Genomic DNA, 12,271 nt, shown 5'->3' with positions numbered 1-12,271 from the left:
CCGCGCTCAATGCCCCCACAGAAAGGCAGACACTCCATGGAGCGAGCCTCATCGTTCCCGAGCCGGCGGCGGCTGCTGAAGGGCGCAGCCCTCGCCGCCCTCCCCTACTCATTACTCCCCGGCACCCGGGCCACGGCGCAGGCCGCGGACGTGGACTTCCCGGGTGCCGAATGGACGCAGGCGAACACGTCCAACTACACGGCGTCCAACCGGCCGGTCGCCTATCCGCTCGACTACGTGATCATCCACGTCACGCAGGCGACCTACTCCACCACCCTGTCCATCTTCCAGAACCCGCAGAAGAAGGTGTCCGCCCACTATCTCGTGCGTTCGGCCGACGGGCATGTCGCCCAGTGCGTCCGGGAGCACGACATCGCCTGGCACGCGGGGAACTGGGACTACAACACGCGCAGCATCGGCATCGAGCACGAGGGCTGGGTGGACCAGCCCGCCTACTTCACCAACGCCCTGTACGAGGAGTCGGCCAGGCTCACCGCCTCGATCTGCACCCGATACGGGCTCCCCAAGGACCGCGCCCACATCATCGGCCACGCCGAGGTACCGGGCACCGACCACACGGACCCCGGGCCGAACTGGGACTGGACCCGCTACATAAGACTCGTCAACTTCGCCTGACCGGAGAGCCCTCGGGGTGTCCGGAAGGCGGCGGGTGCCGTGTGTGACGGATGGGCGGCACCGTCACACAGCTTGTCCGAGCCCGCACGGGACGTGACGATGGTCCCCTCCGCATCGCCTACCGGGAGGCCGAGTTGACCGATCCATGGGTGGCCCTGGAACCGGGCACCGATCCCGTCGAGCGGGTGCGGATCCTGCGTCGCGCCCACGATGCGTTCACCGAGGCGGGCACGGTGCCGCGGCCGGTGCGTTCCGTGGTGGCCGACTCGTGGCGGCGGTCGGCGCGGGCCGGTGTCGTGCCCGACGGCACCGCGAGCGTGGAGTTGATGGACGGGGAGCTCGGCTCGTATCGGGCGGAGCATCCGCTGGCCCGGGTGATGCCGCTGTTCCGGGAGCTGATGGGGACGTTCGCGGCGGACGGGGAGCACCTGCTGGCGGTATGCGACGCCCAGGGCAGGTTGCTGTGGGTCGAGGGCCACCCGGCGACGCGACGGCAGGCCGGTCGGATGAACTTCGTGCCGGGAGCGCGCTGGTCGGAGACGGCGGTCGGTACGAACGCGCCGGGCACAGCGGTGGCGGTCGACCGGCCGGTGCAGGTGTTCGCGGCCGAGCACTTCATCCGGCGTGTCCAGCCCTGGACCTGCGCGGCGGCGCCCGTGCACGATCCGCGCACCGGGCGGGTGCTCGGTGCGGTGGACATCACCGGTGGGGACCGGCTCGCGCATCCGCACAGTCTGGGTTTCGTGCAGGCGGTGGCGCGCGCCGCCGAGTCGCACTTGGCGTTGCTCGCACCGCCGACGGCCATGGCCGACACTGTCGAGCTGACCGCGCTGGGCCGCGAGGAGGCTCATCTGCTCGCGGGCGGCCGGAAGATCAGGCTCAGTCGCAGGCACAGCGAGATCCTGGTGTTGCTGGCCCGGCACCCGGAGGGACTGACCGGCGACGAGTTGTCGTGCGCGTTGTACGAGGACGAGTCGGTGACCCCGGTGACGCTGCGCGCCGAGCTGGCCCGGTTGCGGCGAATCCTCGGTCCCGGTCTGCTGGAGTCGCGCCCCTACCGGCTCACGGTGCTGGTCGAGTCCGATCTCGCGGTCGTCGAGCGGCGGCTCGGTACCGGCGCGGTCACCGCGGCCGCGGCCGCGTACGCCGGTCCGCTGCTCCCGGGTTCGGGGGCGCCGGGGGTGGTCCGGCTGCGGCGCAGGCTCGCCGACGGGCTGCGTACGGCGCTCATCGCGCGCCGCGACCCTGATCTGCTGGCCGGCTGGGCCGGGACGCCGTGGGGCGAGGACGACCTCGACGTGTGGCGGGCACTGGCGGCGGTGCGCCCGACGGCGGCGGTACGGGCACGGCTGGAGGCGTTGGAGGCCGAGCTGTCGGCGCCCCCTGGTTGGGGACGGGCCGCGCCGCACGAGCGGGTGCGTCCGCCATCGCACCCGGCGTGACCGGACAGGCGGCCAACCCGCATGAACGGACAAGCAGGCCACCGGCGTGACGGACGGGCCGACCTGACGGACGGGCCGACCTGACGGACGGCCGGCGTGACCGGAGCGGCGGCTGCGAGGACGGGCAACGCGCACGTGCAACGTCCGCGCAACGTCCGCGTTCCTAGCCTCGCGGCGAGAGCTGCCCAACGGCGGGCGGCGCTTCTCCGGGAGGCAGACCAGCATGACCCGTTACACGGCGCCCGGCACTCAGGGCGCGATCGTCTCCTACCAGGCCCGTTACGACCACTTCATCGGTGGGGAGTACGTTCCGCCGGCGCGCGGACAGTACTTCGAGAACCCGAGTCCGGTGAACGGGCAGCCCTTCACGGAGGTCGCGCGGGGCACCGCCGAGGACGTGGAGCGCGCGTTGGACGCGGCACACGCGGCCGCGCCCGGCTGGGGCCGCACGTCCGTGACCGCGCGCGCCGACGTCCTGCTCAAGATCGCCGACCGGATGGAGGCGAACCTGGAGAAGCTGGCGGTCGCCGAGAGCTGGGAGAACGGTAAGCCGGTCCGTGAGACCCTGGCCGCCGACATCCCGCTCGCGATCGACCACTTCCGCTACTTCGCGGGGGCGATCCGCGCCCAGGAGGGTTCGCTCGGCGAGATCGACGACGACACCGTGGCGTACCACTTCCACGAGCCGCTCGGCGTGGTCGCGCAGATCATCCCGTGGAACTTCCCCATCCTGATGGCGGTCTGGAAGCTGGCTCCGGCGCTGGCGGCGGGCAACGCTGTCGTGATCAAGCCCGCGGAGCAGACCCCGGCGTCCATCCACTACTGGATGGGCCTGATCGCGGATCTGCTGCCCCCGGGTGTGGTGAACATCGTGAACGGCTTCGGCGTGGAGGCGGGCAAGCCGCTGGCGTCCAGCCCGCGGGTGGCGAAGGTGGCGTTCACGGGCGAGACCACGACGGGGCGGCTGATCATGCAGTACGCCTCGGAGAACATCAAGCCGGTGACGCTGGAGCTGGGCGGCAAGTCCCCGAACATCTTCTTCGACGACGTCTGGGCCGAGAACGACGACTTCCGCGACAAGGCGCTCGAAGGCTTCACTATGTTCGCGCTCAACCAGGGTGAGGTGTGCACCTGCCCGTCCCGGGCGCTGGTCCAGCGCGGCCACTACCGCGAGTTCCTTCAGGCGGCGGTCGCCCGCACCGAACTCATCAAGCCCGGCCACCCGCTCGACACCGACACGATGATCGGCGCCCAGGCCTCCAACGACCAGTTGGAGAAGATCCTCTCCTATCTGGACATCGGCCGGCAGGAGGGCGCCAAGGTCCTCACCGGAGGTGAACGGATCGAGTACGACGGCGAGTTGAAGGGCGGCTACTACGTCCAGCCGACGATCTTCGAGGGCGACAACCGGATGCGGATCTTCCAGGAGGAGATCTTCGGCCCGGTCGTCTCGGTCACGTCGTTCGACGACTTCGACGACGCGATAAAGATCGCGAACGACACGCTGTACGGGCTCGGCGCCGGCGTGTGGACGCGGGACATCAACACCGCGTACCGCGCGGGCCGCGCGATCCAGGCGGGCCGCGTCTGGACGAACTGCTACCACGCCTACCCGGCACACGCCGCGTTCGGTGGCTACAAGCAGTCCGGCATCGGCCGGGAGAACCACAAGATGATGCTGGAGCACTACCAGCAGACGAAGAACATTCTTTGTTCTTACAGCCCTCAGAAACTTGGCTTCTTCTAGAGCTTGAAGTCGGGTTGCTTGGAGGCATCGTTGCGCTCCAGGCAACCCGTCATAGAAGATACCCACTGTAATCAATTGGGTTCCTAAAGCTACAGTCTGGCATACATGGGAGTTCCCACCGGACCATTCGCGGACCAAAAAGCTCCGAGGACCCAACCCACGAGCCGCCCGCTCATGAGCGCAGCGATCGTCGATACCGGTAAGCAGGGCCGAACCGTCGGCACCCGTACGTCCGTGTCAACGCCTCCACGGGCGGCGGCAAGTCGGTGACTCTGCGGTGCATCGCCCTCCTCTTGAACCGCAGCTGACCTGGCCTCCAGTGCCGAGGAAAACGATGCGCCCTCAGTCGGCATCTCGACGCTCACCCGTACGCACCGGACGGCATTTTTTCCGCCGTCCGGCATACCGGGCGCGCCGGATGGTGATGAGCTGACCGTCGACGCCGGCCCTGGCCTCATTCGCGTCGGCCCGGACAGCCCTGAACCCCGCGGCGGCTGAAACACCCTGCAGGACGATTCCACCGCAGAAGTGGCCCGCCCCGCCATCGCCGACCGGCACGCCACACCGACAACACACGCCCCCGAGCAGCTGCCGCGTGTCCGAAACATCTAAGAAGTCCCTGAGGGCCGACACAAGCGGCCGGCAAGAGCCGCAACGTACAGATCACGTGTGTTCGGCTGGGAAGATCCAGCCATCACCACCGACGCCGTCCCTCACCACAGCGGTATCGACTTCCTCCGCGAGATCCTGGCCGGGCGCCTGCCCGCCCCGCCGATCGCCGCCGCCCTGGGCTTCACCCTGGAGGAGGCCGAGCACGGCCGGCCAGTGTTCGTACTGGTGCCGGGCGAGGAGCACTACAACCCGATCGGCAGCGTCCACGGCGGCGTCTACGCCACACTGCTCGACTCGGCGGCCGGCTGCGCGGTGCAGTCCGTGCCGCCCCGGGGCATGGGATACACCTCGATCGACCTGACCGACGACCGGCTCCTGGCCCACGCCACCAGCAGCTGCATCCTCTTCCCGATCCTCGTGCCCTGAGCGCGATGGGGCCCGAGAGAACTGGCCAGCCTGTCGAGGCTGCTGCATCGGTCAGGTGCTCTCCTTGCCGTCAGCGCCCTTTGCGCGCGCCTTCACCGAGAACGGGTTCGCCGTCCTGGGGACGCGATCCATCGGTCGCACAGGGAGGCATACGGCAGGAAGACGACGATCCTGGCGCCCCAGGACCCGTGCGACGACGTCCGGTACCGGCTGCGTCTCCCAGCGACCGCACCCTCACCTGCGGGGTCCAGAAGCGGCCGGTCGCGATCAGCGCAGGAGGACGCCGAAGACCATGTGGAAGAAGGCGTCGAAGGGAGCGGAGGACTTGTCGGCTCGGGCCGCGATCAGCGTGCCCTCCCAGGCGCTGAGGATGAACAGCGCGGCCTCCTCGACCTCGAGAGCGGCGTCCAGCTCACCTGCTTCCCGGGCTTCGGTGAGGACCCGCCGGATGCGCGCGGCCCACCGCTGGAAGCCGCCCTGGACGGCGGAACGGATCTCCTCGGAGTGGTCCGCCACCTCGGCGCCGAGGTTGCCCACCAGGCATCCGCGGGCGAAGCCGCTGTCGACCGTGTCCGCGCCCAGGAACTCGAAGTGCGCCCGAAGCCGCTCCAGCGCAGGGCGTCCCGGCGTGTCGAGCAGGTCGAACCGCAACCCGGCCGCGTAGCGGCTCAGCGCCTCAAGGGCGCTCTCCTCCTTGCTGGCGAAGTGGTTGTAGAACGAGCCCTTGGGAGCCCCGGCCGCCGAGGTGATGTCGCTGATGCCCGTGGCATTGAAGCCCCGCGTGCGGAACTGCTCCAGGGCTGCCTGCGCGATCTCCTCGCGCTTGGACGCGCGTGCCATCCTCACCACCACCTCGGGGTCAATATGTCCGGTCGCCTTGCGGCAGGTCAAACCCTGTTCACCGGGGAAGCGGCTCCCGCCTCCGACGCCACGTGATCCACGGCTCGCCCCTCGGACCTGCTTGACTAAGTATAAAGCGACCGGTCATATTGAAGTGACCGGTCATATTGAACGCGCCCCAGTCCCGCCCCCCAGCCCTTGGCCCTCTCCGGGTCGGCAGAGGCAGCACCGAGGAGAAATGTCATGTCCGCGTACCGAGCCTTCGAGGCCACCGGTGTCCACCAGCTCCGGCTCGTCGAGCGCGAGTTGGTCGACCCCCAGCCCGGACACGTCCGGCTCAGGGTGCAGGCGTGCGGTGTATGCCACTCCGACGTGCTGGCCGTGGAGGGACTGCGCCCCGACCCGTCACGCCCCGTCGTCCCCGGCCACGAGATCGTCGGCGTGATCGATGCCGTGGGCGCGGGTGTCACCGTCTGGCAGCCCGGCGACCGCGTCGGCGTCGGCTTCCTGAACGGGCACTGCTGGGAGTGCGAACCGTGCCGCCGCGGCGACTTCGTCAACTGCCTGAACCAGGAACAGACCGGCACCACCGTCGACGGCGGATACGCGGAGGTGACATACGCCCGCACGAGCGGACTGGTGCGCATCCCCGATGGCATGCCCGCCGCCGAGGCGGCCCCGCTGCTGTGCGCCGGACTGACCACGCTCACTGCGCTCCAGCAGGCCCCCACCCGCGCCGGCGCCCTGGTCGCCGTACAGGGGATCGGCGGGCTCGGTCACCTGGCCGTGCAGTACGCACGCAGCCTCGGACACCGGGTCGCCGCCATCGCCCGCGGCCAGGAGAAGGAAAAACCCGCCAGAGAACTGGGCGCCCACGAGTACATCGACAGCACCCTCACCGACCCCGGCACGGCGCTGGCCGACCTGGGCGGCGCTTCGGTCATCGTCGCCACCGCATCCAGCGGGACGTCCATGAATCCCCTGGTCCGCGGACTGGCCCCGGGCGGCACGCTGGTGGTCGTCGGCGCCGCCCCCGACCCGCTGACGGTGGCCACCGCCGACCTGATCTTCGGCACCCACCGCATCGCCGGCAGCCTGACCGGATCGTCGATCCAGAACGAGGACAACCTCGCCTTCAGCCTCGCCCACGGCATCCGTCCCGCCACCGAGACCATGCCCTTCACCCACGCCATGGACGCCTACGAGCGGATGCTCTCGGGCAAGGCCCGCTTCCGCGTCGTCCTCGACATGGACGCCTGACCACGCCACGACCTGTGTCGCCGGGCAGGCGAGTCCTGGCCCGCGCCCCTGGCAATCCCCTTGAGGTTCCCCCCCATGACCGACATGGTCGATACGACAGAGCACACCGGCACGGCCCCACGCGGCCGCGGGCCTGCGTGCCCAGCCGACGACATCGTCTCCGACATCAACGGTCCTCGTGCGACCCGCGCCGCACGGATCAGGCTGCTCTCCATCTCCCTCGGCACTGCCGGCCTCGGCGGTGCCTGGCAGGCAGCGGTGACCACCTTTCCGCCCGCTCTCCAGGTCAGCGACGCGCTGTTCACCGTCAGCGGTCTCATCTGGCTGGTGTTGCTGGCGCAGTACCTGCGCCATGGCGGGACCCAGTGGCGCAACCTGCGCCACGACCTGCGTCATCCCGGCGATGGCTTCACTCTTGGGTACGTCCCCATCATCGGCATGCTGATCGCAGGCCACTTCTCGCGGTACGGGATCACAGGCCCACGATGGGCCTACGCCGTGTTCGTCACCGTGGCCGCCCTCATCGCCGCACGCCTGCTGGCCCACTGGCTCACTGGTGCCCTGAGCGCAACCGTCCTGCACCCGGGCTACTTGCTGCCGGTGACCTCCGCACCGTTCGTGGCGAGTGCCGTCGCCTCCACGCTCAGGCAGCCCGGTGTCGCCGACGCCGCCTTCGCGGTGGGGCTGCTGTACTGGCTCGCCTTCGGCACCGTCATCCTCGGCAGCCTCGTCACTGGTGGCCCCCTGCCCGGGCCCGCCCGCCCGGCCCTCACCGTCCTGACCATCCCACCGGCCACCGGCGGAATCGCCTGGACCGCCGCTCACAAGGGCGTCTTCGACGCCGTCGGCTACGGCTTCGCCGGCACGCTGCTCTTCACTGTCCTCCTCGTCGTCTTCCTCCTCCCCGATCTGCGCCAGCCCTCGTTCCATCCGGGTCTGTGGATCTTCAGCTTCCCCATAGCGGCAAGCACCAATTTCGCCATCCGCTGGGTCCACGCCTCCGCGCTTCCCGAAGGGCCGGCCCTCACCGGCATCCTCCTGACCGGTGCGACCGCGGCTCTGGGTCTCCTGGCAGCAGCCACCCTGCTCCACCGCGCCCGGCGAACACTTTCCAGTTGACTTCCGCTTTGGCGGCGGAGAGACCTCCCTGCCCCCACCGAAACGTCTCCAAGGAGCCCTCATGCCCATGCTCGACCGCCACGACGCCGTCTTCGTTCTCGACCTCGGCGACGGGGAGAACCGCTTCCACCCCGACTGGATCGCCTCGGTCAACGCAGCCCTGGACGAGGTGGAGAAGTCAGAAGGCCCTCGCGCCCTGATGACCGCTGCGACCGGGAAGTTCTACTCCAACGGTCTCGATCTCGAATGGCTCGCTGCGCACAGCGACGAGCACCTGGACTACGTCAACTCCGTTCACGGTCTGTTCGCAAGGTTCCTGTCCCTCCCGCTGATCACCGTAGCCGCCCTGCAGGGACACACGTTCGCCGCCGCAGCGATGTTCTCTCTGGCCCACGACTTCCGTCTCATGCGTGCCGACCGGGGCTTCTGGTGCCTGCCCGAGGCAGAGATCAACATCCCCTTCACTCCGGGCATGTCCGCCCTCATCCAGTCCCGGCTGACCCCGCAGACAGCCCAGCACGCCATGGTCTCCGCCCGTCGTTTCGGCGGCAAGGAAGCCGCCGCCGCCGGAATCGTCGATCAGGCCGTGGACGAGGGCGCCCTGCGCACGGCCGCCCTCGAACTCGCCCAGTCTCACGCGAACAAGGCCGGCGACAGCCTCGGAACCATCAAGACGCGCATGTACGCCCCTGTCCTCACCCTCCTCCGCGACACGACCAACCCGCTGGGCTGACGCCGCGTCGGGGGCGGTCACCGGCCTCGCGTTGGGGAGCAAGGCTTCTTACGACACGACAGTGCTCGCGCAGGAGCGCAAGCTGGGAGCAAGGCAGGGGTGACACCTGGCGATCGATCAGGCGAGGCTGCACACATGGCGCCGTGACTCGGCGGAGGTTGCGTCGTTCCTGCCCAGAACGTTCGCCGACTTCGTCGGGTGCTGAGAGACGAAAGGTCACTCATGCCGCAGTCCATGCGCGCGCTCGTAGCCGGAGAGGTCGGCGAGCCGAACGATGTCCTGCGCCTGGAATCCCGGCCTGTTCCCGCGCCGGAAGCCGGCCAGGCGTCGATCCGTGTGAAGGAGACGCCGATTCACGCCAGCGATCTGCACGTGCTGCGTGGTCGCTACGGTTTCTCCCCGGAGTTTCCCACTGTAGGCGGGCACAGGAATGCGTGGGCTGTATTGAGGCCCTGGGTGCGGACACCGAGGGACTGAAGATCGGCGAGCGTGTAGTGGCCTTTGCCATCCCGGCCGTACCCGGGCCGCGTGTAGCCGGCACCTGGCAGGAATACCTTGTTGCCGATACACACAGGCTTCTGCCGGTCCCCGATCGTCTGAGCGAGTCCACCGCCTGTCAACTCGCGGTCAACCCGTTGACCGCACTGCTCCTGGTGACTCGTGAGCTCGACGTCCAGCCGGGAGCATGGTTGTTGCAGACCGCGGCGGGCTCCACCGTCGGCCGGCTCGTCATTCAGCTGGCCAGGCACCCGGGTCTGCGCACGATCAATGGGGTGCGGCGGCGCGATGCCGTTGAAGAGATCAAGGCGCTGGGAGGCGACGAGGTCTCTTGTACTGAGGACGAGGACCTGTTGCAGCGTCTGACGGAGGTCACAGGACCGGCCGGCGTGCGCAGGCCATCGACTGCGCCGCCGGCCACGTAGGTGCCCAGGTGTCCCAGGCATTGGCTCCGGGAGGAGAGCTCGTGGTCTACGGCGCGCTCTCCACCCATCGGCAGACTGACCCGGCGGCCCTGACGATCCCGTTGCAGGCGCGCTCGGTCATCTACGGGACCAAAGTGGTCCGTGGCTTCTGGCTGAACCGCTGGTTCGGCACTGCCTCACCTGCGGACGCGCTGCGCGCGCTGTCTGAAGTTCGCGGCCTCGTCACGGACGAAGTGCTGAGCATCCCCCAAGGCCGGCCCTTCCCGCTCGAACGCTTCACCGAAGCCATCTCGTTCGCCGAAACACCCGCTCATGACGCCAAACCGCTCCTCGTCTTCGAAGATGGCCGGGACAACGACGACGAGTAGGGCACGGTACTCGAACGAACTCGTCGCCGTCATCGAGCCCATCGGCCAGGCGTTCTGCTGCTGTCAGCTGAAGTGGATGTCGCTGAGGTCGATCGAGACCATGACCTCATCGAGGATGGGGTGGCCATCGGCATCGCGGCGGTAGGCCCGGCGCTTGGTGGGCAGCACGATGCCGTCTGCTTCCACGCAGTCGTAGACGTACTGCGCGGCGGCGAACCCGCCTGCCACATCGACGTGATAGTCGTGTCGGCGCAGCAGCCGGTCGGGGCCGAAGTAGAAGTCCTGGTGGGTGCTGTGGCTGGCGATCTCGGGTGGGAACGTAGCGCGAAGCCCTCGCCACAGTTCGTCTCCTTCCCGCCACGGCTCGATTTCGGTGACCGTGAAGCCGGGCATGGCCAGCAGGAACGGTGTGGTGAGGTAGGTCCACAGGGCGTAGCCGTTGAAGTAGGCCCGGTCCAGCGCGTCCCAGGGGGTCTCCAAAGTGTGGCCGCTGAAGGACGACCGTGGATCCTCACGTTCGGCCACCACTCGCCCGTCGAGCTTGTCGATGCTCACACATCCGGGCGTGAAGTCGGTCTTCTGGTCAGGGGCGCCGAAGGGTCTGACCGAGGCGTGCTCCTCGTGGAGGAGAACGGTCATCTCGCGCGGCGCGGGATCCTGCGGCAAGCCTTTAACGGCGAAAAGATGACCGCCGCTGACAAGGGTGGCTCGCGCCCGAGTCAGCTGGCGCCAGCGTGCGTTCCCGCCGTGGGCTTCGATCGCCTCAGTGAGTAGTTCGTTCATGTAGGTCTCCTGAGGGCGGCGCCTGCGGACAGGATGATGCGGTCAGCACAGACGGTTCGTCGACGGACCCGCAGGCGAAAACGCTCTCCCGCCCAAATCTACGCACAGGCACCCCACGCCAGGGGAATCCGTGGGCCCGTGATCACCGGTGCGGCAGACGAGAGCTTGAGTCCGGAAAACCGCCCGTGACCAGCACCGATCGCTCACATTAGGTCGTAACCAGACGGCTTCAAGATGGTGGATCTTCATCGTATCGAGACTGATCACGGGCCGTCAGCGCAGTGCAGCCTCGCCCGAGTGGACGGCGCGCACGGCCCGATCGACGGTCTCCTGGTTTTCGCCGACCGGAGCAACGTAGCCGATGACGTCGCGCGCGGCATCCTCCCCGAGCATGCGGGTGATCACCCACGTGGCGAGATACTGGGACGCCAGGCAGCCGCCCGCTGTGGCGATGTTCCCCTCGGCGTGGAACGGCGCGTCCAGAACGGTGACGTCGCAGGCTTCAACAAAGGGCCGGCTCTTCATGTCCGTGCAGGCCGGCATGCCGTCCAGCAACCCCAGCCGGGCGAGCACCAGCGCGCCGGAGCACTGGGCACCGATCAGCTGTCGCGAAGGGTCGAGCCGCAGCCGGGAGATCAGTCGGTCGTCCGCGACGACGTCGCGCGTCTGCACGCCACTACCGATGAGCACGACATCGGCTTCGGCCACGAACGCCATCGGGCGCTGCCCTGTCACCTCTACACCGTTCATCGACGGGACCACAGGCGTCGGCGTCGTGACGAAGGCTTCCAGACCCTCCCTGCGGCATCGATTGATCAGCGCGGCGCACCGAAATCCATGCCTCGCCGCTGCGGGCCGACATCGAGCAGCTCCGTGGCCTTCCCACCACATTGGTCATCACCGACGAGGCCGACGTACTGCGTGACGAAGGCGAGGCCTACGCCGCCAAGCTCCGCGAGGCAGGAGTGGACGTCACCGCGGTCCGAGTGCTGGGAATGGTCCACGACTTCCTGATGCTCGACAGCCTCCGCGACTCCAAGGCAACCACGGTCGCGCGCACGCTCGCCATCGAGGCACTGCAACGAGCACTGCACCCCTGAAGCGTGTCGTATTACGCCGTGAGGCGGATGAGGGCCTCCTGCGGCCGGCCGGCCACGTCCGGGTCCAGGCGTGTTGTGGAGTCGACGCGCAGGCTGACGGTCTCGCTGCTGGTCTCCTCGGCGTCCATGAGGTAGCGCTCCTCGGCGTCCTGGGCTGAGGCGGCAGGCAGGCGGAAGGTGATCATCTCTGTGCGGAGCACGGTCACGTCGTAGTCGTCCGTCGGGGTTCGGCTGTCCCTGTCGGTCGGTCGCGCAGGCCCATGGAGGCTTCGATTACCTCGG

Annotated in this window: 13 protein-coding genes and 1 pseudogene; 10 read left to right on the top strand and 4 right to left on the bottom strand. The window is 68.6% G+C overall.

Annotated elements, in window-relative coordinates; all coding sequences use genetic code 11:
* Window positions 1–36 precede the first annotated feature (36 nt).
* The 4 genes from ACFVXA_RS18240 to ACFVXA_RS18225 all read left to right on the top strand — a co-directional run bounded on the left by ACFVXA_RS18240 (window position 37) and on the right by ACFVXA_RS18225 (window position 4,863).
* Window positions 37–636, top strand: coding sequence for an N-acetylmuramoyl-L-alanine amidase (locus ACFVXA_RS18240; RefSeq protein ID WP_390025590.1), 600 nt, complete (start codon window positions 37–39; stop codon window positions 634–636).
* A gap of 134 nt (window positions 637–770) precedes the next feature.
* Window positions 771–2,078, top strand: a complete 1,308-nt coding sequence (locus ACFVXA_RS18235; protein WP_383904914.1) for a GAF domain-containing protein — start codon at window positions 771–773, stop codon at window positions 2,076–2,078.
* Window positions 2,079–2,301: 223 nt separating this feature from the next.
* Window positions 2,302–3,825 carry an aldehyde dehydrogenase family protein gene (locus ACFVXA_RS18230; protein WP_383904917.1) on the top strand — a complete coding sequence of 508 codons (1,524 nt, stop codon included), beginning with the start codon at window positions 2,302–2,304 and terminating at the stop codon, window positions 3,823–3,825.
* A 669-nt stretch (window positions 3,826–4,494) separates the two neighbouring features.
* Entirely contained in the window at window positions 4,495–4,863 is a 369-nt protein-coding gene (locus ACFVXA_RS18225; protein ID WP_390025588.1) for a PaaI family thioesterase, read from the top strand.
* Window positions 4,864–5,130: 267 nt separating this feature from the next.
* Here ACFVXA_RS18225 and ACFVXA_RS18220 read toward each other — a convergent pair whose 3' ends face one another.
* Window positions 5,131–5,703 (bottom strand): TetR family transcriptional regulator C-terminal domain-containing protein, encoded by a 573-nt coding sequence (locus ACFVXA_RS18220; RefSeq protein WP_362562371.1) that lies wholly within the window; start codon window positions 5,701–5,703, stop codon window positions 5,131–5,133.
* A gap of 243 nt (window positions 5,704–5,946) precedes the next feature.
* On the opposite strand from ACFVXA_RS18220, the gene ACFVXA_RS18215 reads away from it, so the two are divergent.
* The 5 genes from ACFVXA_RS18215 (at window position 5,947) to ACFVXA_RS18195 (ending at window position 10,106) form a co-directional block, all read left to right on the top strand.
* Window positions 5,947–6,963: an alcohol dehydrogenase catalytic domain-containing protein gene (locus ACFVXA_RS18215; protein ID WP_390025586.1), complete on the top strand. Its 1,017-nt coding sequence runs from the start codon at window positions 5,947–5,949 to the stop codon at window positions 6,961–6,963.
* 75 nt (window positions 6,964–7,038) lie between these two features.
* Complete coding sequence (locus ACFVXA_RS18210; RefSeq protein WP_390025584.1) at window positions 7,039–8,082, top strand: hypothetical protein; 1,044 nt, start codon at window positions 7,039–7,041, stop codon at window positions 8,080–8,082.
* Between the two features lie 61 nt (window positions 8,083–8,143).
* Window positions 8,144–8,815, top strand: a complete 672-nt coding sequence (locus ACFVXA_RS18205; RefSeq protein ID WP_384397965.1) for an enoyl-CoA hydratase-related protein — start codon at window positions 8,144–8,146, stop codon at window positions 8,813–8,815.
* A gap of 434 nt (window positions 8,816–9,249) precedes the next feature.
* The gene (locus ACFVXA_RS18200) at window positions 9,250–9,738 is read left to right on the top strand and encodes a hypothetical protein (protein ID WP_390025582.1); all 489 of its coding nucleotides are present in this window, start codon (window positions 9,250–9,252) and stop codon (window positions 9,736–9,738) included.
* A gap of 41 nt (window positions 9,739–9,779) precedes the next feature.
* Window positions 9,780–10,106: a hypothetical protein gene (locus ACFVXA_RS18195; RefSeq protein ID WP_384023644.1), complete on the top strand. Its 327-nt coding sequence runs from the start codon at window positions 9,780–9,782 to the stop codon at window positions 10,104–10,106.
* Window positions 10,107–10,169: 63 nt separating this feature from the next.
* On the opposite strand, the gene ACFVXA_RS18190 is transcribed toward ACFVXA_RS18195, so the two are convergent.
* Window positions 10,170–10,889, bottom strand: a complete 720-nt coding sequence (locus ACFVXA_RS18190) for a hypothetical protein (protein ID WP_384397971.1) — start codon at window positions 10,887–10,889, stop codon at window positions 10,170–10,172.
* Between the two features lie 273 nt (window positions 10,890–11,162).
* The gene (locus ACFVXA_RS18185) at window positions 11,163–11,780 is read right to left on the bottom strand and encodes an AraC family transcriptional regulator (protein WP_390025580.1); all 618 of its coding nucleotides are present in this window, start codon (window positions 11,778–11,780) and stop codon (window positions 11,163–11,165) included.
* Between ACFVXA_RS18185 and ACFVXA_RS18180 the strand changes: the two are divergent.
* A pseudogene (locus ACFVXA_RS18180) lies at window positions 11,708–11,989 on the top strand (alpha/beta hydrolase fold domain-containing protein); the annotation flags it as partial. The gene ACFVXA_RS18185 and the pseudogene ACFVXA_RS18180 overlap by 73 nt on opposite strands.
* Before the next feature lie 11 nt (window positions 11,990–12,000).
* Here ACFVXA_RS18180 and ACFVXA_RS18175 read toward each other — a convergent pair.
* Window positions 12,001–12,189 (bottom strand): hypothetical protein, encoded by a 189-nt coding sequence (locus ACFVXA_RS18175; RefSeq protein WP_383904937.1) that lies wholly within the window; start codon window positions 12,187–12,189, stop codon window positions 12,001–12,003.
* Window positions 12,190–12,271 lie beyond the last annotated feature (82 nt).

The sequence above is a fragment of the Streptomyces sp. NPDC058246 genome (genome assembly GCF_042881985.1).
Classification (GTDB): Bacteria; Actinomycetota; Actinomycetes; order Streptomycetales; family Streptomycetaceae; genus Streptomyces.
The sequence above is the reverse complement of the archived record's forward strand: the minus strand, read 5'-3'. Positions and strand labels throughout refer to the sequence as shown.